This window comes from Myxacorys chilensis, assembly GCF_059505265.1.
On record NZ_JCACKG010000208.1, the window covers coordinates 25,062 to 48,660 of the forward strand.

General features: G+C 48.5%; 22 protein-coding genes and 2 tRNA genes. 7 read left to right on the top strand and 17 right to left on the bottom strand.

What is annotated here, in order from left to right:
• Positions 1–14: 14 nt before the first annotated feature.
• The 4 genes from AC5JLB_RS20355 to murA all read right to left on the bottom strand — a co-directional run bounded on the left by AC5JLB_RS20355 (position 15) and on the right by murA (position 2,788).
• Positions 15–209, bottom strand: coding sequence for a hypothetical protein (locus AC5JLB_RS20355; protein ID WP_495875644.1), 195 nt, complete (start codon positions 207–209; stop codon positions 15–17).
• A gap of 23 nt (positions 210–232) precedes the next feature.
• Positions 233–314 (bottom strand) — tRNA-Leu (locus AC5JLB_RS20360).
• Entirely contained in the window at positions 293–1,165 is an 873-nt protein-coding gene (locus AC5JLB_RS20365; RefSeq protein WP_495875645.1) for a M48 family metallopeptidase, read from the bottom strand. The genes AC5JLB_RS20360 and AC5JLB_RS20365 overlap by 22 nt, the downstream gene beginning before the upstream one ends.
• Positions 1,166–1,375: 210 nt before the next feature.
• Positions 1,376–2,788 carry a UDP-N-acetylglucosamine 1-carboxyvinyltransferase gene (gene murA, locus AC5JLB_RS20370; protein WP_495875646.1) on the bottom strand — a complete coding sequence of 471 codons (1,413 nt, stop codon included), beginning with the start codon at positions 2,786–2,788 and terminating at the stop codon, positions 1,376–1,378.
• 189 nt (positions 2,789–2,977) lie between these two features.
• Here murA and AC5JLB_RS20375 point away from each other — a divergent pair.
• Positions 2,978–3,061: transfer RNA gene (locus tag AC5JLB_RS20375), tRNA-Leu, on the top strand.
• A 183-nt stretch (positions 3,062–3,244) separates the two neighbouring features.
• Here the strand turns inward: AC5JLB_RS20375 and AC5JLB_RS20380 are convergent.
• The 7 genes from AC5JLB_RS20380 to AC5JLB_RS20410 form a co-directional block, all read right to left on the bottom strand.
• The gene (locus AC5JLB_RS20380; protein WP_495875647.1) at positions 3,245–3,922 is read right to left on the bottom strand and encodes a hypothetical protein; all 678 of its coding nucleotides are present in this window, start codon (positions 3,920–3,922) and stop codon (positions 3,245–3,247) included.
• A 96-nt stretch (positions 3,923–4,018) separates the two neighbouring features.
• A complete protein-coding gene (mdh, locus tag AC5JLB_RS20385; RefSeq protein WP_495875648.1) occupies positions 4,019–4,972 on the bottom strand; it encodes a malate dehydrogenase in 954 nt (317 codons plus the stop codon).
• Positions 4,973–5,148: 176 nt separating this feature from the next.
• Complete coding sequence (locus AC5JLB_RS20390; protein WP_495875649.1) at positions 5,149–5,367, bottom strand: NAD(P)H-quinone oxidoreductase subunit O; 219 nt, start codon at positions 5,365–5,367, stop codon at positions 5,149–5,151.
• 54 nt (positions 5,368–5,421) lie between these two features.
• Positions 5,422–6,771, bottom strand: a complete 1,350-nt coding sequence (locus AC5JLB_RS20395) for a hypothetical protein (RefSeq protein ID WP_495875650.1) — start codon at positions 6,769–6,771, stop codon at positions 5,422–5,424.
• A gap of 228 nt (positions 6,772–6,999) precedes the next feature.
• Complete coding sequence (locus AC5JLB_RS20400; RefSeq protein WP_495875651.1) at positions 7,000–7,473, bottom strand: RNA recognition motif domain-containing protein; 474 nt, start codon at positions 7,471–7,473, stop codon at positions 7,000–7,002.
• A 678-nt stretch (positions 7,474–8,151) separates the two neighbouring features.
• Entirely contained in the window at positions 8,152–10,491 is a 2,340-nt protein-coding gene (locus AC5JLB_RS20405; protein ID WP_495875652.1) for a zinc metalloprotease HtpX, read from the bottom strand.
• 121 nt (positions 10,492–10,612) lie between these two features.
• Positions 10,613–11,173, bottom strand: a complete 561-nt coding sequence (locus AC5JLB_RS20410; protein ID WP_495875653.1) for a YIP1 family protein — start codon at positions 11,171–11,173, stop codon at positions 10,613–10,615.
• 115 nt (positions 11,174–11,288) lie between these two features.
• On the opposite strand from AC5JLB_RS20410, the gene AC5JLB_RS20415 reads away from it, so the two are divergent.
• The gene (locus AC5JLB_RS20415) at positions 11,289–12,299 is read left to right on the top strand and encodes a hypothetical protein (RefSeq protein WP_495875654.1); all 1,011 of its coding nucleotides are present in this window, start codon (positions 11,289–11,291) and stop codon (positions 12,297–12,299) included.
• A gap of 8 nt (positions 12,300–12,307) precedes the next feature.
• On the opposite strand, the gene AC5JLB_RS20420 is transcribed toward AC5JLB_RS20415, so the two are convergent.
• Positions 12,308–12,973, bottom strand: a complete 666-nt coding sequence (locus tag AC5JLB_RS20420; protein WP_495875655.1) for an SRPBCC family protein — start codon at positions 12,971–12,973, stop codon at positions 12,308–12,310.
• A gap of 189 nt (positions 12,974–13,162) precedes the next feature.
• Here AC5JLB_RS20420 and AC5JLB_RS20425 point away from each other — a divergent pair, with 189 nt between their 5' ends.
• Positions 13,163–13,939, top strand: a complete 777-nt coding sequence (locus tag AC5JLB_RS20425; RefSeq protein WP_495875656.1) for an SIMPL domain-containing protein — start codon at positions 13,163–13,165, stop codon at positions 13,937–13,939.
• A gap of 80 nt (positions 13,940–14,019) precedes the next feature.
• Here AC5JLB_RS20425 and AC5JLB_RS20430 read toward each other — a convergent pair whose 3' ends face one another.
• On the bottom strand, positions 14,020–14,388 hold the full coding sequence (locus AC5JLB_RS20430; RefSeq protein ID WP_495875657.1) for a single-stranded DNA-binding protein: 369 nt from the start codon (positions 14,386–14,388) through the stop codon (positions 14,020–14,022).
• A gap of 403 nt (positions 14,389–14,791) precedes the next feature.
• Here AC5JLB_RS20430 and AC5JLB_RS20435 point away from each other — a divergent pair, with 403 nt between their 5' ends.
• The 3 genes from AC5JLB_RS20435 to mreD all read left to right on the top strand — a co-directional run bounded on the left by AC5JLB_RS20435 (position 14,792) and on the right by mreD (position 17,303).
• Positions 14,792–15,796 (top strand): rod shape-determining protein, encoded by a 1,005-nt coding sequence (locus tag AC5JLB_RS20435; protein ID WP_495875658.1) that lies wholly within the window; start codon positions 14,792–14,794, stop codon positions 15,794–15,796.
• A 116-nt stretch (positions 15,797–15,912) separates the two neighbouring features.
• Positions 15,913–16,749, top strand: a complete 837-nt coding sequence (gene mreC, locus AC5JLB_RS20440) for a rod shape-determining protein MreC (protein ID WP_495875659.1) — start codon at positions 15,913–15,915, stop codon at positions 16,747–16,749.
• Positions 16,746–17,303 (top strand): rod shape-determining protein MreD, encoded by a 558-nt coding sequence (gene mreD, locus AC5JLB_RS20445; RefSeq protein WP_495875660.1) that lies wholly within the window; start codon positions 16,746–16,748, stop codon positions 17,301–17,303. Before mreC ends, mreD begins: the two co-directional genes overlap by 4 nt.
• A 58-nt stretch (positions 17,304–17,361) precedes the next feature.
• Here the strand turns inward: mreD and AC5JLB_RS20450 are convergent, their stop codons facing one another.
• The 4 genes from AC5JLB_RS20450 to AC5JLB_RS20465 form a co-directional block, all read right to left on the bottom strand.
• Positions 17,362–18,978, bottom strand: coding sequence for a B12-binding domain-containing radical SAM protein (locus tag AC5JLB_RS20450; protein WP_495875661.1), 1,617 nt, complete (start codon positions 18,976–18,978; stop codon positions 17,362–17,364).
• A gap of 77 nt (positions 18,979–19,055) precedes the next feature.
• Complete coding sequence (locus AC5JLB_RS20455; protein WP_495875662.1) at positions 19,056–19,961, bottom strand: SAP domain-containing protein; 906 nt, start codon at positions 19,959–19,961, stop codon at positions 19,056–19,058.
• Between the two features lie 3 nt (positions 19,962–19,964).
• On the bottom strand, positions 19,965–21,485 hold the full coding sequence (locus AC5JLB_RS20460) for an AAA family ATPase (protein ID WP_495875663.1): 1,521 nt from the start codon (positions 21,483–21,485) through the stop codon (positions 19,965–19,967).
• 607 nt (positions 21,486–22,092) lie between these two features.
• Complete coding sequence (locus tag AC5JLB_RS20465; protein WP_495875664.1) at positions 22,093–22,296, bottom strand: type II toxin-antitoxin system HicB family antitoxin; 204 nt, start codon at positions 22,294–22,296, stop codon at positions 22,093–22,095.
• A gap of 311 nt (positions 22,297–22,607) precedes the next feature.
• On the opposite strand from AC5JLB_RS20465, the gene AC5JLB_RS20470 reads away from it, so the two are divergent.
• A complete protein-coding gene (locus AC5JLB_RS20470) occupies positions 22,608–23,552 on the top strand; it encodes a ParA family protein (RefSeq protein ID WP_495875665.1) in 945 nt (314 codons plus the stop codon).
• Positions 23,553–23,599: the final 47 nt, after the last annotated feature.

A 23,599-nucleotide genomic window follows, 5' to 3' on the forward strand; every position in this document is an offset into this window, starting at 1 on the left:
TGACAATACTTTTCTCATGCCGCCAAAAAATTAGGGGAAAGAGTTAAATTCTCTTTCCCCTGATGATTCGGCGTTGGGCCGTTTTGAAGTTTTCGGCGGAGTGCCTGAGTGCGTTTCTTCAGTTGGCGTTGCCTAGCAGAACCGCCACGACCTTTATCGTTTCGCCCTTCGTGACGGGGAGATTCCCATCGCTTTAGCTGTCGAGCCATATTTAACTCTCCTCTAGCTGAAATGGGCGGAGGGAGAATCGAACTCCCATACCTTTCGGTGCCACATTTTGAGTGTGGTGCGTCTACCAGTTTCGCCATCCGCCCTTGGATTGCGCTTTACTATCATAACCCATAGAGCGAGTTTGAAGCAAGCTCTGATAGTTTTGCGATCGCGCCCAATCATCAATTTCCCTTGCCCGCAGCACCGGAACCGGATGGCTCAGTTGCGCGGTTTGCAGTTGCTTCAGCATGTCTCCAATTTCGGTTTTGCTGACCTCGTCGTAGGCGCGAGCTTGATTAATAAAAGCGTCTAGGTTAAGTTGGCCCACAAGCGACGGCGAACCGCCTGTAAGTTTCATCAGCACCGACATCATGATTTTTGGGTCTTGGGTGGCGAGCAGCGCGGCGCGATCGCAGGTAAATTCTGCACATCTTACCCACGTCATGATCTGAGTTTGCAATCCTTGGGTGATCAGCGTTCCGCCCGGCAACTGACCTGCCGCCAAGACGAGAATGTTTGCCAGAGTCAGATAAACGCCGTGATCACATTTCAAATGTCCTAGTTCATGCGCAACTACCGCTTGAATTTCTTCAGGAGTCAGCAGTTCGATCAAGGAGGTGTGCATCACAATGAAGGGTTGCTTACCCCGCATTGCAAACGTGTAGGCATTGGGAACCGGATGTTGACGAACGTACAGTTGAGGCGGCTCTAAGTCCAGCACTCGACAGGCTTCGATCAATAGCTTGTGCAGCCAAGGAAGCTGGTGTTCTCCGACTAAAATGCTTGAAGCAATATTTTCTAGATAAAAAAACTGTTCTGCTACAGGTCCCAACAGATTTCGGATAATCAGATCTAATCCAGGCAACTGTTTGAGCGAGTTTGTTGCCTCTAAATCTAAGGGGTGACGAAACTGATCCGCCTTTAAACCAATCAAAAGAGACTTTGGGAAAGACATACTCAACCCTAGACAACCTTACCGCTCAGTATAGCGAGAAGGAAACCAGAAAGGGAGAGTTACGACTCGCGCGAGTAAGCAGACGCAACACTCCCAGTTTGGATCTACCAGTTTGGGTCTATTAATTTGTCAGTCTTGAAGCGAGGGATGAGGGATGAAGGATGAGAAGTCAGGATCTACTTGATCCCTCATGCCTAGTGTGACAAAGGACTAGGTTGCGGATTGAATCGGATCGGAAGGTGCGATCGGCGCTGCTAAACTCTCAAGGACTGGAGCGGAAGTATCCTGAACCCGCTGTAGTTTGGCTCCTAAGCCGCGCAACTTGTCTTCAAGATGTTCATAGCCGCGATCTAGGTGGTGTAACCCTTGAATCGTCGTCATGCCTTCTGCGGCTAAGCCTGCCACAACGAGCGCTGCCGAGGCCCGCAAATCAGTTGCTAAGACAGGCGCACCAGAGAGTTTTGCGACCCCCCGAACGACCGCAATGTTGCCCTTCATCTTGATATCGGCTCCCATGCGGTTCAGTTCTGCCACATGCTGAAGACGATTCTCAAACAGTGTCTCTGATACCATTGAATTTCCCTCTGCCAAGGTTAGCAAGGACATAAATGGGGCTTGCATATCAGTGGGAAACCCAGGGAAGGGAAGCGTTTCAATATCGGTTCCAGTATGGGACGCAGAGGGGATAACTCGCAGTTGATTTGGAGCGTCTGACACTACGCTGATGCCAATTTCCTTCAGTTTGGCAATCACTGCCATCAGATGATCGGGAACAACGGGTGAGAGCATAATCTCCGATCGTGTGATCGCTCCAGCAATCAGAAATGTGCCTGCTTCGATGCGATCAGGAACCACCATGTAGTCGGCTTCGTGGAGCGTCGGAACGCCGTCGATCACAATCCGGTTTGTGCCATCGCCGCGAATGCGTGCGCCCATCGCTCGACAGAAGTTTGCTAAATCAACAACTTCCGGCTCCTGTGCTGCATTCTCGATGATGGTTTCACCCTCAGCAAGGGTCGCCGCCATCATGATATTTTCGGTTGCCCCAACGCTGGGGAAGTCGAGATAGATGCGTGCGCCTGTCAGCCGCTTACGTCCGCCGCGAACATAAGCATTCACCATGCCATGCTCAATTTGAACTTCCGCGCCCAGGGCTTGCAGACCCTTAACGTGAAGATCGACAGGGCGATCGCCAATTGAGCAGCCGCCGGGTAACGGTACTCGTGCCACCCCTAGACGCGCCAACAGTGGGCCTGTTACAAAGAAACTTGCCCGCAACTGACTCACTAACTCATAAGGAGCTTTGGAGCTAGTTAAATCAGCCGCATTAAGAACAAGGGCATCATCTTGGCGAGTGACTTTCACACCCAACGCTACCAAAATCTCACAAATGCGCGAAACGTCTACAAGAGAAGGGACATTTCGCAAGCGGCAGGTTTCAGAGCAAAGCAGAGACCCTGCTAGTAGCACGAGTGCCGAGTTCTTCGCGCCACTGATGGTGACTTGCCCTTTCAGAGGCGTTTTACCCCAAATTTGAAGTACAGGACTATCTTCTTCAGATGAAGAATGAGAATGAGATAAGCTAATCGCCGAAGTAATGGGTCCGTCCTCCTGGGTCAACATTCTTACAACAACTTTAAATTTGGTTTTGATTCTACCGGAAACTTGGCAGATGTCCAGACTATCAGTTGACAGCAATTAAACACCCTTTCTAAGGTAGAAGGTGCTTGCTTTAGAACTTGACTGGAGTAACCCTTGACAAACTGGCTGACATAAAACACAATAAGAGATTGTGATACGTAGAGTGTTCAAGCGGGACTGGCGGAATTGGTAGACGCGCTAGATTCAGGTTCTAGTGTTCGCAAGGACTTCCGGGTTCAAGTCCCGGGTTCCGCATCAAAGAGTAAATCTCTGACTGACTAGTTAAGGATAGAGCGGCTTCCTTAAGAACTGTTGAGGTTCTACTTATGGGGAGCTGCCTTTTTGTATCAAAAGTTTAATCATTGATAGGTAGTGAAAAGTTTAAGTAGATAACTTAAGCTGCGTATTTCTTCTAGTAAATAGGGGGCTGGCATGAGCTTACAAGCGCCCCGAAATTGGTTGACAAGTGTCACTTTGAGCTGCTTCAGAGTTTGGAAAGTCAATTTCATCTCGCTGCAAAATCTGATTATCAGCCCCTAAAACGCGCACATCGCAGACTTGGGTTGCGCCTGATGACACGAGTAGAAATAAACCATCAGTAGTGCTATCTCTTAGAATCTTGCCATTGTTAAACGTCACCTCGATCGCAGAGACCGTTGGCGAAAGCACCTGTCCAAAGAAGACAGCGTACTGATTTGCGGCACGACGTTCTGAAGGTTGATTCGCATTCTCCGAGGTTTTGCCAACACCGTAATCAATCAACTCAGAAGCCGATCGAGACTCATCACTCCAATGATTGCCGCTTCCGATCGCTTGCCATTCTGCCCGCGCGCGTTTCACCACACGGTAACTGAGAACTGATTTGTCAGTTCCCGGCTCATTGGCAAATCTTTTTTCCTGAGTTGGACAGGCTCCACGGTAAAGCGCAACGATTCCTTTTTCCCACTTTCTGACGCTGAGGACTTGAAAGTTTTTTGCGGCAACACTGGGCTGGTCAGGACAGGCAAAGGGGCGACGCAGCATTTCTTCTGGAGTGGCAGCAACCAGCGAGTAGGTGTAGCTTACCGTTGTAATGCTCAATAAACCAATCAGACAACCGATCCACTGTCTTCTCATGGTTGGGTGTACTGTTGAAAATAGCTTAATCAGCTTTAGTGTGCCTTGTTGCGCCTGATCGCAACTCCTTCTTAGGAGAAGACCTGAGAAAAGTTTTTAGGCGTTTCTTAACAATTCCAGTGCCCGATCGACGTTCTGCCGTACGGATTGAGCCGAGCGATGCAGTGCCTCTCGTTCTGACTCTGTAAGCGGCATCTCCAGAATGTTCTCGATGCCCTGACAGCCAATTCGACAAGGAACGCCGATAAAGACATCGTTTAGACCGTATTCTCCTTGCAGGTAAGCCGCGACGGGCAGCAGACGGGATTGATTGTGGAGAATGGCTTCTACCATCAGAGCCGCAGAGGATGCAGGTGCAAAAAAGGCGCTTCCGGTCTGCATCAACTCAACGATTTCTGCCCCACCATTCCGGGTGCGATCAATTAAACGATCGAGCGTTGCTTGATCCATCAGTTCTGTGATGGGGATGCCGCCAACGGTGGAATAGCGAGGTAAAGGAACCATCAGATCGCCATGTCCACCCAAAACCGTTGCGTGGACATCAGCGGCAGACACATTCAGCTCCATAGCGATAAAGGTTTGAAATCGAGCAGAATCGAGGACGCCTGCCATGCCCATGACTTGATGAGCGGGAAGACCGCTGGTTTTCCACGCAAGATAGGTCATCACGTCCAAGGGGTTCGTGACGATCACAAACACAGCGTCGGGAGAGTACGCGATCGCTCCTCTCACCGTGTCTCGCACAATCTTGGCGTTGGTGAGCAGCAAGTCATCTCGACTGAGACCGGGCTTGCGCGGCAGTCCAGCGGTGATCACCACTACGCTCGAATTTGCAGTGTCTGCGTAATCTATCGTTCCACTGATTTTTCGATTGTGTCGTTCGATGCCTCGCGCTTCGATCAAATCTAGCGCTAGTCCTTGAGGACGCCCGCTCACCACATCAAGCAAAACTACATCCGCTAAATCTTTTTCGGCAATGCGCTGAGCGAGCGAACTTCCAACATTGCCTGCACCAATCACGGTTACTCGGACTTGTGTACAAGATGCCATAAGTTGTACTGCGTAGTTCGTAGTTTGGGAGCGTGAAGGCTTCACAAACTACGAATTTGGGTATCTAACGCAAGTTTAACGTCCTGATTTAGAGGATGAGCGTTTTCACTGGAGTGATTTAACGATTGTTCAGAAAGAGACGATCGTAGGGAGAACGCGATCGCGGCAAGTGCTCCTTATTTTTTAAACGGTTCAAGCTGATCGAGTTTGAGCCAAACATTGGGTGTCGGAACGATGCCGAACTTAACAAAGGCATAGTCGCCTTTGGTCTCGATTACCTCGCCTTGAGTCTCAAAGATGTAGGACGGAAAGCGGGGGTCGCTCGCTTGCGCTTCTAAACTGTTTTCTAGCTTTTCCCGCACCACTCGAACCATATCGCCTTTCTTAACTGCCATAGCTACCTCATGCATAGCATTTCGTTACATAGCATTTTAGGCGGTTGTTGTCCGCTAATTCAGCCGTTTTTTGGCGGATTCCATTAGTATTTGTGCATCGGCGTAGGTAGTTGTGCCTGGTTTTACTTTTTCAAGCACTTGAATAATTCTTTGCAAGCGCCCGGAAACTTGAGTGCGATTGGTCGTAAACGGGTTCTCTGTGCTTGTGATCAGTTGTTGCGTTAGCTGTTGAGCCTGAGCATAGGCGCGAGTAGAGTCTTCCTCAGCTTGAATTTGGGTTTTGACGGTTGCTAACACTTTTGTGTACGTCACTAATAATTTTTGAGCTTCAGGATAATCGGCATCACGTTCAGAAATTCTGTCAAGGCGCGCGATCGCCTTTTTCCATAAGTCTTCGATGGCTCGAAGCTGACCCACATCATGAGGTGGCTTTTGGTCAGGATGTTGAGCAGCCGTTGCAAATTGCTTTGCCGCTCCAATTAAATTTGTCGAAAGAGTGTGAGCGACTTGTGCTCCGGTTGTTTGCTCAAAGTCACGCTTCGCGGCGACCAGCTTTTCTTGAGCCATTCGACCCGCTAACGTTTGGGATGGAATTTGCTCCAGGCTATCAATCGCCCCTTGCCATTCAGAAAGTGTTTTACGTTGCTCCGCTCCTTTCGCCTGCTGCGAAGCTTGCTTAGCGTCTGCTAATGCCTGTTCTGCCTTGACCAACTTGGTGCGAGCATTGTGTTCTTGAAACAGCGTTGACTCCATGCGCGCTACGTCTTGGCGGGCCGCTCGAAATTCATCTTGGGTGAACCGCCAGTAACAGTTAGACCACTGACAGTATGCCGTTGGATACTGCCCTAAGAACCAGACTGGCAAAGCATCTAAATGTTGTTGAGCGTCCTTTACTTTGGTGCTGCCCAACTCCAAGTCTTCAAATGTGGTGGATTGATTGACCAACTGATCGGCTTGCTCTACCAGTGCGATCGCTCGACGATAGTGATGCTCCATACTGACATAGCTCGGCGTCAGCAAAAAGGGAGCCGCTTCAGCCACCGGAAACCGAATAGCTGGAATCGGCAGATTGGCGATTAAAACTCCACCGATCGCCGTTCCTAACGCCATCAGCGCTAATCGCACTTTGAATGGAATGCCAAGCTTTATTCCTGTCCAACGTGGCGAAGGCGGGCGGTTGGCGATCGCAGCAGATCGAATAGCTTTCTCTTTAAAGTCGGGAAGTAGATCAACGATCGCATCTCGAAGGTCGGCATGACCAAGCGGAGTGCCCTTTTGAAGCGTCAACTTCTCCAAGCGTCGAAGCACGATTTCTCGCTGAACTTGCCATGCTAAATCCCGACCCGTATGAGTCTGAATTTCGGTCTGAAGAATGTTAAATGCTTCCTGACTGAGCCGATTCATTGCCTGCTTTGGTATAGACTAGCAGGCTTTAGAATGCCCCTCTCGGCAGGCTCTATACTTCAGCAGTTTCCGCAAATATTTTAATAATATAATAAACACCTACTAACCTCGGAATGAAAAATTCACCCTCAAGGTTAGTAGGTGTTTCAAAATAGGCGCTTAAAGTAGTCGCTTAAAACCTGGCAATGAATTCAGCAAATCTTAGCCATTAAGGTAAGACATTGCTCGTTAAGAATTGCTGGTTTGGGCGGCTAAAAGCTGCTTCAGCTTCTCAAGATCTTGTGCCCAACGAGGATCGGGCTGTACGGAGTCTGACTCAGGCGAACCGCTACGGCGGGACTTATTGTTGTTGGCATTTGCATTAGCTGTGTTGTTGCCTTTGCGCTTACTGCCAGATGCTGTACTGCTGGTAGGCGCTGCGCCTTCAGCAGGAGCGCCTTCAGCTTCACCTTTGGCACGGGGCAACGCCTTTTCAATCTTGATCGCGTTCTCCTTGATCGCGGTGCCATTGTATTTCTCAATGACTTCATCGGCTTGCTCATCACTTTTAACAGTGACAAACCCAAACCCGCGACATTTACCAGTTTTGCGATCCGTGATGATTTTTGCTGTTACGCCTTCACCCGCATCTGCAAATACCGTTTCTAATTCTTGTTTGGTGAGATCTTCGGGCAAATTGCCCACATATAACCGAACTGACATACGCAACACCTCCAGACCTTGATCCTAATACACTGCGCCGACCCAATGAGCCGCGTTGGATAATAACACTTCCTTGCTGTTGGCTGAGGATAGACTAGGTAGACCTCGTAATCACGAACTTCCTCCTCTCGCCAACCGCAACAGCACACATAGTCGATTTGAATAAAGCCGCTTAGTCACTATCTCACGTCGCTTCGTCTAGAAACCGGAAATAGGTAAATGTAAAGCGGGACTATCTGAGTGTTTGGTCACTACTGGAGGATTGCGGTTCTGTATTCCCATACAGATCGCGTCCCCAGGATATTCATGCCACTTCTAAAGGTATCACGCTGACTTACTGCAAAACAGATTTGAAAACGATTTCCGCCCAAGAGCATAGAATACCATTCGGATTTAGAGTTCCTCCTCAGAGTAAATCTCTCAATAGGTGACAAAAAGTTGTCCTAAATTGAGCGATCGCTTGCCGTTCTCCGTTAATAAAAACCAGCCGCAGAAAAAGCGACTGGTAAATTTGCTGTGTTGGGAGGAGATTCTGATACCGAAGTCTTGAGATCAAGACCGGATCTGCGAACTCAATCGCTGAGGACACTACTGAGCCATGCCCGGAGTATCAGACTTCTGTTAAGAAAGATTACATTTTTACCTGCGCGATCGCAACTATTCTTCACAAAGATGACCCTACAGGATGAGAAGAACGCCAATCAAGATTGCGATCGCCGCGAGAATGGCAGACCAACCTTGATGACCGCTCCGACAACTCCGTCCCTTTTCAGATTTATCAGATCTAATCATGGATACATCAACCCAAGGTGTTGCCCCTCGGCGAAACCAACCTGTAACCACAACCGATCGCTGAATTAAATCTTGAGGACGAGTCGGTTGTGGAAGCAAGTTTCCAATTGCACCCAGTTGAGACAGATAATGTAGCGGAATCAACCCGTCTGAGGTTTGCAAGAGTAAATCTTGTGCTAACGCATTTCCAACTCCGGTTCGTCCCAGTAAGGTTCCGGTTAGCCGAATCGGATGACTATCGACCGGAGCCGCGTCAGGTTGGATGATCAGTGGCAAAAGGGCTGGTTGTTCTGATGCCTGAGCAGATCGTTCGACAGAGTGGAGGTCTGGAAAAAATGAGTTGAAGCGCAGAAGTGTGCCGATACCAAAGCCCATGAGCGTAAAACTGAAAAACAGCGTGTAGTCGGTGGCTAACCAGTTGAGCTGTTGATGCCCTAAGCGATACGCAAGATGAGCCATCAACCAAAGCAAAAGCGCGATCGCACCGCCAATTCCAACTCCCCATAGAGGCGCACCTTGCAGCCAAATTTTGCTTCTCATTGGCTCAGGAGGGGGTTCTAGCTCTACTTCAGGTTCTAGCTGCCAGGAGTTGGCGTAATGCATTAACTGCTGGCAGCGTTCACCCATGAGTGAATGCGAATTATTGAGAGCTAACCAGTGTCGATCGGGATTAATTTGATCCCAGAGCAGCCGCGATTTTAATGCGGTTTGATCTACCACACTGCCGATGTGCAGTGCATTGCGGTAGCCGATGGGCGACAGTAATTCAAATCCTTCAAGTAGATAATCTGTTTGCCCGTGCTGTTGAATGTTTTGAGTAGTTGCGATCGCGATTTTTAAGACGGCTCGCACCAGTCCATTTGGGTTGCCAGTGAGATTACAGGCGGCGCGATCGCTGTATCGAATTCGCGCTTTAGCAAGCCATAGCCCTGACCAACGCAACAGACGAAAAATGCCGTAGCTGATTGTGGACACGATCGCCATGACCGCCGCTCCAACCTTTAATAGCAGAGCAATCCACTTATTTTCTTTCTGCCCAAGGCGGGCACGCTGCTGCATCCAATCGCTAAGCCTTGCTGTTTGCCAGTACAGCACGTATGGAAGCTGGATCACAACCGCAACAAGCGACATGAGAGCAAAATTCCAGTTGGCAATATGGGCAAGCTCGCCCGCGTAGACTGCCGCAATCTCATCGTCTTCTAACTGGTCTAGCAAGCCTTGGCTGACTACAATTCGTGCCGTTTTGGGATGAGAACCATAGGCAAACGCTAAAGGTGCTTCTGTTGGTAAGAGTCCTAAGGTGGGTAGCGAAATGTGGTGCTGCTGAGAAAAGCGAGGAAGCAATCGATGAGTTTCAGCGCTGTACTTGGCGAGAGAGGCAGTCGAGAGCGATCGCATTCCGTACAAATACTTGAGAAGAGCATCCAGAATCCACGGCGACGCAATGAAAAGTCCGACTAAGGCCAGAACAATGAACCAAAATGGCGTCGAGATTGGAGGAATAAAGGCTGACCACTTGAGATGTTTCGTTGCAAAGCGCAGCCATAGAACTTGAACGGCGCTAGTCGAAGCAAATAACGCGCAGATGAGCAAGAGTAAGGCCGCGATCGTACCCATTTCTGCCCATTGCAGTCGAGCAGGGTTTAGTTTAGGTAACGGTTGCCAGCGTTGGGAGCGGCCAGCGTTGCGCCAAAGATAAGTCTGGGGCGTGGAATGTGATGGAGGACTAGAAGAGGGAAGCGTTTTGAGGGTTGGGGATGCTTTGCTTGAAGAAAGAGTGCTTGAAGCAAGAGTCTCAGTTTGAGCCGCAGTCGTATTGGGGCTGCGTTGGGAAGATGGGCGTTGGGGAGAATGGTGAGAGGAAAGGTCAACAGTGCGTCGGGGGGCTTTGGGCACAGCCTCTAGAAGGGTGAATCCTGTTTCGATCGGTTTGGCTTGGTTACTCAACTCGGTTAGCATCCGAGTTGCCCATTCTTGCACCTTGCGATTTTGGCTACTGTGGAGAGACTGACAGAGCACGATCGCATCCCCGATCCGATCTTGGCGCGAATAGGCCACGATCAATCCCATCTGAGCTTTGATGCTACTGGGAGTATCTTTTTCAACCGTAGAGGCTAAGTACTGCTCTAGGGCTGCGATCGCGCCCTGATAGTTTTCTTGTTTAACTGCCGTAAGTCCTGTCTCCAAAACAGAGGCATCAGACGCCGGATCTGGAAACGCTTGCATAAGGTACTTTTAGACACAGCGCTTTCAGGATACCCGCGAAACTCCGCATAGGCTGTATGTTTTTTGAACAGTGTCCTTCAATCTGTCGATTCGATTACCTAGGTAGCGACCTGGGAGCAAGTTAGGATTGAACAAGTCTCTGCTCCAATATCTGCACAAAGCCAATTGCTGTTTGCAGCGGCAACCATCCAATCACACTAATAAGCGCTGCTCGGCGAGTTCCAATGTCGAGTCCCTGTCTCACCGCCACAATCACCGCTAACAAACTCCAGATTGACAGAATTAACTCAATCGGTCGTCCTAACAATGGAACTAAGGTAAGAAAGTTTAAGACTTGCGGGGCATACGCGAATCCGATCGGACTCAGTAGCTCTCGATAGGTAGGATCAATGGGCTTAAGCCATTGTCCAACTTTCCACACGGCGAATGTCCAAAAAAAATAGCCACAAACAACGCTTAACCCATCGAGCAATAGCGCTAACAGCAACACAGGAGGTGTAGCGCGGTTGATTAATAAGATTGCTGTACTACCTAATAGATGAGAGAATGCTGCCATCAACACAATCGTCAACGCGATTCGACGGTTTCTAGACGTGTTGCGAGCATTCTCGTAGAAATTGCCATTGAGCGCTAGTGCATGCCGCAATGTTGTCCATAGACTGGGTTTTGACAATTGACTCATGATTGCTGCCTTCTGAAAGATGGAACTGAGTCTGCAAGCCTGATTGTATGATGGTACGCAGTGTCTTTGTGTTTCCTTTTACGTAAGAACCGATTCTTTTTAAGGATCATAGAATATGCGGTGGCTGACCCGTTCACTTCAATGGTTACAAGGCGGTACGCTTAGACTTCTACTAATGGGAGGAGGAGTTCTACTGGTGTGGGGTGTCCTTGCCCCCGTTGGAACGTTGACTTGGTGGCTTAGCCAAAGCACTGAGCCGCTTGCACTGCGAGAAACGAAACGGCAAACCAACGGACGCACGCCGCTTAAACCGTTATCAACAGCAAAGATTGATTGTTATATCGTTTATCTTCCAGGGGTGGGTGATTACTCTGCAAACCAACTCACCGCTGGCGAAGAGTTTTTTCTGAGCCAACTGACGCGGCAACACCCTAATTGTGTCGCTGTGCCCGATGTGTTTCCCTATTCTGCCAGCAACACCAGTCTAGGAGGACAACGTACTTTGGCTCCTGTCTGGACGGCGATCGAACAAGCAGATGGATGGCTTAAAAATGCGGATGTGTTGATTAAAATCCGTAATTTGTGGCGGTTTGCGATTTCTGCTGACGATCGCTATGGTCAAGTGTATAACCAAGGCATTGCGATCGCGGTTATCGATCGAATGAATGCCGCCCATCCCATTCCTCCAAAGCCGGATCAACCGCTCAAGGTCATTCTAGTTGGCACGAGCGGCGGCGCACAAGTTGCGTTGGGTGCCGCGTCTTATCTCAAGCAGTGGCTCAACCCTCAACTGATTGTAGTGTCGGTCGGCGGAGACTTTGGAGGAAAGGTTGGATTTGAATCGCTTGACCAGATTTATCATTTGCAAGGCAGTCAAGATTGGATTGAAGACCTTAGCGCCTGGTTGTTTCCCTCGCGTTGGGGAATCGCCGTGGGATCGCCCTTCAATCAGGCAAAGTGGCAAGGACGCTATAGCGTGCGAACGATTGGCCCTCAGAAGCATGATGGCGATCAAGGCTATTTTGGACTTGCACCGGTAGCAAATAGTCAAACGACTTACGTTGAAATAACGCTACAGCAGGTCAATCAATTACCGATTTGGGGGACTCCTCAGAGACGTTTATGAAATAGCATTTATGAGCGACCTCTTCGCACTGCTTCTTTCCCGATCGCGCTCATCGATTCGCCTAGAGACTCCTTAAAGAGATTGTAGAAAATGCCTTTTGGCGTTGCGGAGTTGGGTTGTGCTTCGATAACTTGAGTGATCAAAACTTGAGTCGGCTTCGCCCCAGCATATGGTGCGATCGGCTCAACTTTCCAGTAGCCTTGTAGACTTTGCAGATCGCCATCGACTTGCCGAAAATCAATTCGACTCTTTGCTTGCTCGGTGATTGCCGACCGAATTCGAGATTTTACACTAAGCAAAAACACCTGACGAGCATCGATCTGCTCTACAACTTTCTGATTTCCATTGACTGACAAAATTTTGCTCGATGCCACGTTTGGCATGAATTTTGATAGGTTTCCGTAATCGGTTAAAACTGACCAAGCAATGTCCGATGAGGTGGGAATCAGCACTCTCGCCATGTACCGACCCTTCTCGCCTGTCACCAACGGTTGACCCTTCCTGAGCGCAACTCGTTGTTCTAGCGGAAGTTGATCAAGTGGGCTGTTGAATAATTGTGCAGCGGCGGGAGACGGTGAGGTGAAGGTCGCGATTGGCTCGGCCAGACTCCACAGCATTGCGCTAAGGCAACTTACAAGCAATCCAGAGCGAAATCCTGAGCGAAGTCGTTGCATGATTATCTCCCCTGAGAGTAACAGGTTTGTATCATACGGTATCTGTCAAATCTTCTGAATCATTTTTGGACGACTGGATTACGGCAAACATCCGAAGTTGCGAAAAGTGTAACCAAGGACACGATCAAACGGATTCAGTGCCACAGTAATATCATCCAATCCATCCAATCCCTGTGAGGAGTCCGGAAGATGATGAGTCTGACACAGAGAAATTTGACACAGAGAAATTTGACAGAATCGACCCGGTGGAATCGTTTTAAGGCTGTACCGTTGGCGCTTGGAGTGGTGGGACTCACAATACTGAGTCCTGCACTGGTCAATCCTGCGATCGCGCAAGAAAAAGCAATGAAAACCCTAACCGTGACAGGAAAAGGATTTGAGGATATTCAAACCACGCTAGCTCAGGTTCGGTTAGGAGTTGAGGCTCAAGGTAAAACTGCCAATGAGGTTCAGCAAGAAGCCGCGCGGCGCTCGAATGCAGTGGTGACGCTGCTGCGATCGCGCAGAGTCGATAAACTCGAAACCACTGGCATTAATCTCAGCCCAGTCTACAGCTATGCCAACAATACGCAAAAGCTGACAGGCTATTCGGCGTCCAATATTGTCAGTTTCCGAGTGCCAACCGAAACTGCCGGAACTTTGCTAGATGACGCTGTGAAAGCGGGCGCGAGCCGCATTGATGGCGTAAGTTTTGTGGCAGCAGACGATGCGATCGCGGCGGCACAAAAACAAGCGCTGCGTAAAGCAACACAAGATGCCCAATCCCAAGCAGACGCCGTTTTCAGTGCTCTTAATTTGACGAAAAAAGAGATTGTCAGCGTTCAAATCAACGCAGCAACACCGCCTCCCCCCATTCCGGTGCAAGCAGAACGGTTTGCGAAGCTCAGCGCGGCAGATGCGCCTACCCCCGTTGTTGGCGGTGAACAGCGAGTTGAAGGCTCTGTGACACTGCAGTTCAACTACTAAAAGATCGGCTCTGGATTTGACGGATTTCAAATTTCATGAACGATGGGGCGCGATCGCAGCTTAGCTGCGATCGCGCTTGCTTAAAAGTCCTCTTCGTATGAGGGAGCATCCGATCCGCCGCCTTCAGAGTCACGCTTTGATCCAAGCAATTGCAGCCGATCGACCACGACAATCGGAGAGGTTCGATTTGCCCCTGTATTGCGATCGACCCACGAATCAAACTTCAGTGATCCCTTGACGCCAATCAAACTGCCCTTACGAACATAGTTTGCGGCTACGTCTGCCTGCTTGCCCCACAATTCAAGATTAAACCAATCGGGCTGGTCGCTGTTGCGCGTCTGACGGTTCACGGCTAGCGTCAGCCGACATTTGACACTGCCCGACTCAAAATACTTTACGTCCGGATCGCCGCCAACCCGTCCCACCAATGTCACGACGTTTAAGCTCATAGTAGTTCACTAGTACTTTTCTGACTGCCTCTATTTTAATTTAATCAATCCCTACCTGATGAATTGGAGAGAAGCATCTAAGGTTACACTACTGCCGTGAGATTTGTACTTAACTAACCTACTTAACAACTGCGATCGCCCTATCGCTTAATGCCCAATTAGTAATAAAGCACACAAAATGCTTCTGCCTTCTACTCAGCCTTTCCCGTCGCCTTTTCTACTGAGTGCTTCAACAATTCTCACCATTGACTGGACTATGCCCCTAAACTGTAATAAAATCCACATCGACTAGCGCCAGTGCTAAAAGCTGCACTTTCGTCCGAGCAAATCCGTAGCATTTTTAAGAGGCAAGAAACTAGTGGGTCTTTTCAGTGGCTTCTCCCGCTTTTCCCTATCACGGGACATGGGTATCGATCTCGGTACTGCAAATACACTAGTCTACGTATCCGGTAAAGGCATCGTCTTGCAAGAACCCTCCGTAGTGGCGATGGACGCTAATGACAGAATTCCGTTGGCGGTTGGAGAAGACGCAAAAAGAATGCTAGGACGAACTCCTGGCAACGTTATCGCTCTGCGCCCTTTGCGGGATGGCGTCATCGCAGATTTTGATACAGCTGAATTAATGCTGAAGCATTTTATCCAGCGAGTGAATGAAGGCAAAGCCCTCGTATCGCCCCGCATCGTGATTGGAATTCCGAGCGGTGTTACTGGAGTGGAGCGGCGAGCGGTCATGGAAGCCGCGTCTCAGGCCGGTGCTCGCGAGGTGTACTTGATTGATGAACCTGTGGCAGCCGCGATCGGGGCAGGGCTTCCAGTCGCAGAACCGACTGGAAACATGATTATCGACATCGGTGGCGGCACGACTGAAGTTGCCGTTCTCAGTTTGCAAGGCACGGTTCTGAGCGAATCGGTTCGCGTCGCTGGGGATGAACTGACTGATGCGATCGTTCAATACATGAAGAAAGTCCACAACCTGGTTATTGGGGAACGGACGGCAGAAGAAATCAAGATTCAAGTCGGATCAGCCTACCCTGGTTCGTTTGATGACGATTCTCTAATGGAAGTGCGAGGCTTGCACCTCCTGTCTGGCTTACCTCGAACCGTCACGATCAAAAGTCCTGAGATTCGCGAAAGTATGTCAGAGCCGCTATCCGTGATTATCGATGCGGTGAAGCGGACGCTAGAACGGACGCCTCCCGAATTAGCGGCAGACATCATCGATCGCGGTATCATGCTGGCCGGGGGCGGCGCATTGCTCAAAGGCATTGATACCCTCATCAGTCATGAAACTGGAATCGTGGTTCACGTCGCGGCTGATCCATTAAGCTGCGTCGTTTTGGGTACAGGTCGCGTCTTGGAAAACTTTAAGCAGCTAGAGCGAGTGTTCAGCACTCGTCCACCCCGATAAAAATCTGCTACACTTTCCCGATCTCCATGCTGGAACTGAGGAAATTGTGCTAAGGCTCTGACAATTCAGAGCTATACTTTTGTGAACGTTAACCAGCCAAAGAACGAGAAATTCGCATGTTTGCACTGCGCCGTTGGTGGGATCGGTATGGCATCCAAGCCACTCTGACAAGTGTTGCTATAGGAACGGCATTGTTGATTCGGCAAACCCACGGAGGGGTGGTGCTAGAAACCTATCAGTGGTTGACTCGCCCCTTTTTGTCAAAACCTGCTCCTCCTGCCCAATCCTCTAATCCTGAGATGCTAGAACTCCAGGAGCGACTAATTGAGCTTGAGAGCAAAAATCAGCGTCTAGAGGAGCTTCTCGGATTTGCGCAGTCTGCTAAGGCGAAAGGCATTACGGCTCCAGTGATTGGGCGGAGTGCAGATCATTGGTGGCAGCAGGTCAGCTTGGGGCGAGGCGCTCAAGATGGGGTTGAGACGGGAAGCGTTGTTCGGAGTCCAGGTGGGGTTGTGGGCCGTGTGACAAGTGTGACCGCTCGTACCAGCCGCGTGCTGTTGCTCAGCGACCCAACTAGTCGTGTTGGCGTCATGATTAGCCGCAGTCGAGCGATGGGATCGATGCGGGGAAATTTGGGAAATCGGGCGGTGATCGAATTTTATGAGAAGAATCCGGATGTACGTCGCGGTGATGTAGTAACGACTTCTTCGCTCAGCGGTCGATTTCCGTCTGGGCTTCCGGTTGGGCGCATTGAATCTGTTGATACGGCAAAAAGTCCAGCGCCAGAAGCGGTAATCGAACTGTCAGCGCCAATCAGCGCTCTAGAATGGGCGATCGTTTATCCGAAGTTACCCGGTGAAACAGAGTCATTGCCTGCTCCTGCGCCTAGCGATGTGCCTGCCTTTTCTCCTACCCCAGAAGAGTCTTCTACCCCCTCCCCTACAGCACCATGAGTCAGGCGTTAGATCACTTTATCGAGCAGTATCCTGCTTCTCGCCCATTTATCAATTGGGGAGTTACGGCTGGTTCTGTGTTTCTGTGTTTGCTGATTTTGCCAGCTCGATTGCCTGGAATGGAATTGGCCGGCATTAGTCCGAATTGGCTATTAATTTGGGTGGTGGCGTGGAGTGTGAAGCGTACGCTCTGGCAGGGCGCGATCGCAGGGCTGGTTCTCGGTTTGCTACAAGATGCGATGACGGCTCCATTTCCCACTCATGCAATTAGTTTAGCGATCGTTGGTGCGATTACGGCTCGGCTGCAAAAACAGCGCTATGTACAGGAAGACTTTATTTCGGTAGCGCTGATTGTGTTTGGCATGGCGGTGGTGGCGGAGACAATAACCGCGATTCAGTTTAGTTTTGAGGGCGGGCGATCGCTGCTAGAAATCTGGACGTATCATCAGTTTGTTGCCCTCAGCTCAGCCATTCTCAGCAGTTTGTGGGCACCCGTTGTTTATTTTCCGCTGAATCGCTGGTGGGAATCGATGGGGCAGTCTGACTCTATTTAAATCTAACGGCCTAACGGCTCTACCCAACGGGCTGCGCCACGGCTAGTTCCTGCGGAGGCTAAGGAAACAGAGCAATTGCACCTTGTAAATGTTTCTCTAGGGTGGCTGGAGGTAATGCACCTTGCAGATGGCTCCAAGGCAAGACTTGATCCAGCGACCAATTCTGGTGGACATAAAACTCTAAATCAGGAAGGTGGCCCCGCAATTCTTTAAAGGCACGGCGATAACTGCCTAAAGAATCTCCATAGTGTCGAGTGAGTTCGAGCAAGCGAGAAAGGCGGCGATCGCCGCGAGATAATAATGCCTGAATGACTGACCAGTTGTAGCTTTCAGGGCGAAAATCAATGCCTTGCGATCTCAAGTTTTTCTGCAAGAACTGGAGCCGTTTTTCGGCTTTTGGGTTGACGCCAAACCATTGAAACGGGGTATGTGCTTTCGGCACAAAGGTGCTACATCCAAGCGTGAGCCGTAGCCCAGGAGCGGCTTTCTTCAAATCTCGCATCATCTTAACTGTGTGGTCGAGATCTTCAGATTCTTCACCCGGAATGCCAACCATTCCATATAGTTTGACGCTGCTTAAACCGCCTGCCTTTGCATTGATTCCAGCTTGAATAATTTCGTCAGTGGTCAGTTTTTTATTGACGATTTGGCGTAAGCGATCGCTGCCGCTTTCCACCGCAATGGTGATCGATTTTGAATCGTGTTTGACTAGCGTTTTCGCTAATTTCTCTGTCACAGTGTTGGTACGAACTGAGGCAAGACTAATTCGTACATCGTCATATTTTGGGGCGTTGAGGTAGTCTAGCAGCGTCCCAAATTCGGGATGTTGAGTCACCGAAGCTCCGAGGAGTCCGAGTCGATTGGTGACTTCTAATCCTCGTGCGATCGCGGGCATGAGCGAGTCTTCTACATCGGCAATCCGAAATGGCAGCGTCAGATAGCTGGCGAGGCAGAAGCGGCACATTTCAGGGCAACTGCGGACAACTTCCACCATAAAGATGTTTTCCCATGCAGCTTTCTCGGTCACTACGGTAGAGGTCGATAAGGTATTGCCGCGATAGGTTTGCTTTTCGACTCGTGCAGGGATCGTGCTGTCGATGGGATGAATGGCCGCGATCGCGCCCTCTGAACTTGCATACGTCACTTCATACAAACTCGGAACGTAGATGCCTGGAACTTGGGCAAGATGTCGGAGTTGGGTGTCGCGATCAGCGTGGCGAACCTCTTGATATGCAGTGATGAAAGCATTGAGCAAGATTTCACCATCGCCGAGCAGAAATACATCAAAGAAGTCTGCATACGGTTCGGGATTGGCTGTGAGGACGGGACCGCCTCCAAATACGAGGGGATGATCGGACGTGCGATTCTGGCTCCGAATCGGAACGTCTAATGACTCTAACAGTCCTAGAATATTGACATAATCCAGTTCCCACGACATCGAGAAGCCGAGAATTTCAGGCTGTGTGGGTAACGGCTCATGACCATCCGTAAATAAGCGACTGACTTCTAAATCAGGTCGCGATGCTAATGTTGCCCAAACCACTTGAAAGCCTAAGCTAGTGATGCCAACGATATATTCATTAGGAAACGCAAAAATGAGCGGTATTGCATCTGCTTGAGGAGTCGCAGGTGTAAACAATAACCGTTCAGCCGAGAGAGGGAGGGAGGTCGCCAATTGTGTCACAAGAGAATAAACTCAGAAATAGTTGAGTCAATGACTTAATCTATTCTTGCTTCAGCCTAACATTTCAATCAACCGCTTGTTTGTTCATCCGCTTTAATAAGTAAGTCAATGAGTTCTTGCTTAAGTGGACGTGAAGGTACTTCTAACTGACGTTCTCTAGCAAGCTGTTTAAGCTCAGCAACTTTCATCTTGCTGTATGGACTGCCGCTTAATGTTGCTGGTTTCCGGTGTGAGGAAGTAGATTGCTTGAGTTCTACGATCGCGCTATTCATCGCTTCAGCAATCTGATGACTAATCTTCTGCTCAAGCGACTGCTCTAGACGCTCAAACAAGACATTCATCTGCTGACTAATCTTTGTTTCAAAGGACTGCTCTAAGTGTTTCAGCAAATCATCAAGTTGTTGGCTCATCTTCCTCTCAAGCGACTGCTCTAATTCTCGTATCAAAATACTTATCTGCTGAATTTCATCAAATGGAGGTAAGGACTGCTCTAAGTGCTGGAACAAACTGTTAAAGTGTTGGCTTATCTTCCTCTCAAGCGACTGCTCCGATCGTTGTATCAAAGCACTGATTTGCTGAATCTCGTCGGGCGGCGATGCAGAAGTAGAAGTTGCCGAATTACCTAGCAACAACTCCATCTCTAACCTAGTAACAGCAGCCTGCTCATCATTAAGATCAAATACCCAAACCCATAGCCTCTGAATGTCTAGTTCTCTTGCAACTAGACACCAATCTGCTCCATAGATGACTTCATACTCTTCATCAGCATACGCTTCAGTACGACGTACAATCAGAGGAACCAGATTGCTACCTTCTTGAACAAGACTATCTCTCAGAACTTGCGATCGCTCAGGTGCAATATCTTCAGGACTTAAGTTTGGAACAGCAATCAGTATGGTTTCTAGTTGACCATGATGAACTGGTTTGGGACGTAACCTATCAATAATCTGTTGTTGTCGTCTAGCAAAATCCATAAACTAATTACCCTGTTCCGTTAGTAGTACTAAGTGTTGAGCCATTTTTAAGTAGCAATTAAACGCATCTTGAGCCGTTTCTTTATCTGCTCTGGTTAAAGAAGAATCAAACTCTGCATAGCAGAGCGGATAACCTTTTTCAGGTATAGAGGACACAATTTTAAGTTGAGGTATCCACGTTTCTTCAGGAAACAAATCAATGTTTTCATAAGTAGGAAATCCCTCTACAATCTCTTTGATTTTTTCAGCCATCTGCCGATGTAAGATTTTCACTTTTTTATCGTACATACTAACGGCAATTCCCAAGATGGGTAGAGGATTATCTCGTTGCACTTCTAGCGCTCTTCCAATCACGTATTCCAGTGCCCGAATTGGATATGGAGCTAATTGAGTAGGGATCAAAATAGCTGAAGCTGCCATCAAAGCAATTTCGTTGAATTTACCGAAAGATGGAGGTGGATCAATAAATATATAGTCATAGTTGTTTCGATAATCTCTTAATTTCTTTCTTAAAGCGTATTCACCGTCTACAGCCTGAATTAGAAAAGCTTCTTCATCAATGAGGCGGATATTAGAGGGAACAATATCTAATTCAACATCCCCCCATGTTTTAGAAATGACTGTACTAGGCAGAAGCGTTCTCGACTCTGTTAACAGATGGACAATATCTTTCTTGCCCTGATCCTCAACGTCTGACAAAGGATCAATTCCTAACCCCATTGTCAAATTTGCTTGCGCGTCAACATCAATCAAGAGAACACGTTTACCTAACTTGCTCAAGGCAGCAGCAAGGTTAATCGTCATTGTTGTTTTACCAACGCCGCCTTTGTTATTGAAGACGGTGATAACCATACCCTTTCTCTCTACAGAATCTTTAGATTGAGATGCTTTCTCTATCGTGGCTGAAGAGGTTGGAGACGCGGTCTCATTGAAGTTGCGATCTGCGCTAATCGTTGCGCCAGAAGGATTTCTTCTTTTAAATAGTTCAAACATATCTTGGTTCCCAAAGGCAGTTGCAATATGACTTAGAAAATTAGAGTGAACCTGCTGCTGACTTTGATGAATCGCATCACCAAATTTCAGGCAGGTTTCTTTACCACAGAGATTGGAGAGCAGTGAAAAATTTTCGATCAGCGTTTTTTGAGAATAGGATGCGATCGCGCTAATTTCTCCATCATAGTGATACAGCAAATGAAACTGATAACCGTTCGTTAATAATCCCAACGCTGCGCCCGTTTCTCGCAGATAGCTCTTTAACTGCCAAAGATTTCGAGAGAGATCTTTTCTAGGAGATTTTGCTTCAATCACTAAATACGGCAATGCGTGAAGCGTTGAATGCTGCGACAGCACCAAGAAATCTAGCTTGACTTTACCGATCGTCACCTGCGTTTTCCAATCCGCAGCGTGATAGCCGAGAGTTTGTAGAAGCGGAATGATGACTTTGTGTTCGACATCTGACTCGCTGCTATCAAGGGTAATAGATTCTAGAAACTGGAAGCGAGCAGAATTTGCTGAAACGGGCATAGCGGGCAAAGTAGGAGTGTATTAGAGACGCATTGCGTGAGAGCGGAGATCAGCGAAAATGCCACTTTAAAGAAATGATTTAGAGCGATACCAAGCGCAACACTTTCGCTATTGTCTTGTTTGATTGACGTTGAAGGTTCAGTGGTTCTACAGGAGAGGGTTGGTTGTTCGGAAAAGCTTTAATCCTATAGAGAAAGCTTTATCGTTTACTCACAAAGCGAGTAGCGATCGCTAAGTAGTTACAACTAAGGGTGTACGATCCGTATTTGGCGATAATCAAGACTTAGCACATCGCTAACAAATTCAGCAGGTGCTTTGAGCATTATTCACATCAGCGCTGGATTACTCAGATAGTTCCTCGGTATCTCGATCTTCAGCATCAGAAGATTTTTCGGGTAAATCTTCTCCTCGACCGGATTCTAGTAAGCCAGTTGTCTTGAGCAAATGCCTGAGCAAGCCAGCCTTTATAGATCTGTTGCCATGAATTGAACAGAGAGCCTGACTAGATTTTCTAGTTTGCCGTAAATATGGTGACTGCCTTGAATTCTTAGCAATATCTAGCCTTCGCGCTCTAAGCGTTTTGCCAACTCTTTGCCGAACATCGATTTTATACGGCAATTTCCAGGATTCGATCGGTTGCAGTTGTTTCAATAGAAGCCATATCAACCGAGAGACACCCTTCGATCTCTTCGTATAAATTCTGCAATAGCTCCTCAAAGGTTTCGCTTTGAGTGGCACAACCGAGAATCGCTGGAACCTCTGCCCAATATCCGCCTTCTTCAGCGTCGTGAATGATGACTTTGAGTTTCATGGGTTGATGAGTTGAGTGGTATGGATTGTTTAGTGTATCGAATGAGTAGTTGATCGCCCAGTTGCGTTCATTTACCAAGCAAAATGGGGTGCGGGCACTTTAGTAATTCTAATGTCTGCCATTAGTAACCAAAAGAGTTATTCGATCGCGAAAATACGCGATCGCTCAGTGCAGTAACCAAACTGTTTATCTTCCAAAAAGCACTATTTAATTCAAACGCCTTTCTCACCTTGGGTTGCAAATTCATATTATGATGTGCCAGATGATATAGTCTCGTTCGGACAGGCATCACCACTGAGGAGGCGCAACGCATGGCTCACATCATTGCAACGGCAAACATGAAAGGCGGTGTTGGCAAAACCACGCTGACGGTCAATCTTGCTACTTGCCTTGCCAAGCATCACCAAAAGCGCGTTCTCATTGTTGATCTAGATACTCAAATCAGCGCAACGCTTAGCCTCATGACGCCGGCTGATTTTGCTAAAGTTCGTGGCGACAAACGTACCTTAAGAAACTTAGTTAAACGAGCAATTTTATCTGACAAAGAATTGCCAACGGTTGTACCTGAAGCGATTCGTGCCTATATCTCTAACGTCAAAGGCTTAGATTTGTTGCCGGGAGACATTGAACTGTACGATGAGTTTCTCGTCTCGGATATGTTGCATCGAACTGCCGTTCAGACAGGAGCCACCGACTTTGAGCAAGTGTGGAACGACTTTGAGAAGAATCTAATTCGTAAGATCTTGCAACCGATCTCCAAAGACTACGACCTGATCATTTTAGATTGCGCTCCTGGATATAACCTCATTACTCGAAGCGGATTGTTAGCCAGTGATTTCTATTTTATTCCAGCTCGCCCAGAGCCGCTATCGCTCATCGGAATCCAGCTTTTAGAACGCCGGATTTCAAAGTTAAGAGAGCTTCATCGCACGGAAGCAGGACCCTTAGCGATCGAGCTTCTAGGCATTGCGTTTACGCTCTCTGGCAACATGTTCTCAAGCCGCTATCATGGGCAAGTGATGAAGCGTCTCAATGAAGATTTCAGCGAAGCAAAATTATTCAAGACGCGCATTCCGGTAGATGTCAATGTTGCAAGGGCAGTTGATGCCTTTACGCCTGTTGTGTTGAGCAACCCAGGAACGGCAGGGGCAAAAGCATTTTCAACGTTAGCAGAAGAATTTCTTCAGAAACTGACAGCCGCTACTAAAGTTGAGCGACCTGAGAATAAGTATGCGTTTGCAGCATTAGACGATTAATCAAGAAGCGTTTACTATTTCAGAGAATGTCATGAAGAGTGCTGAAG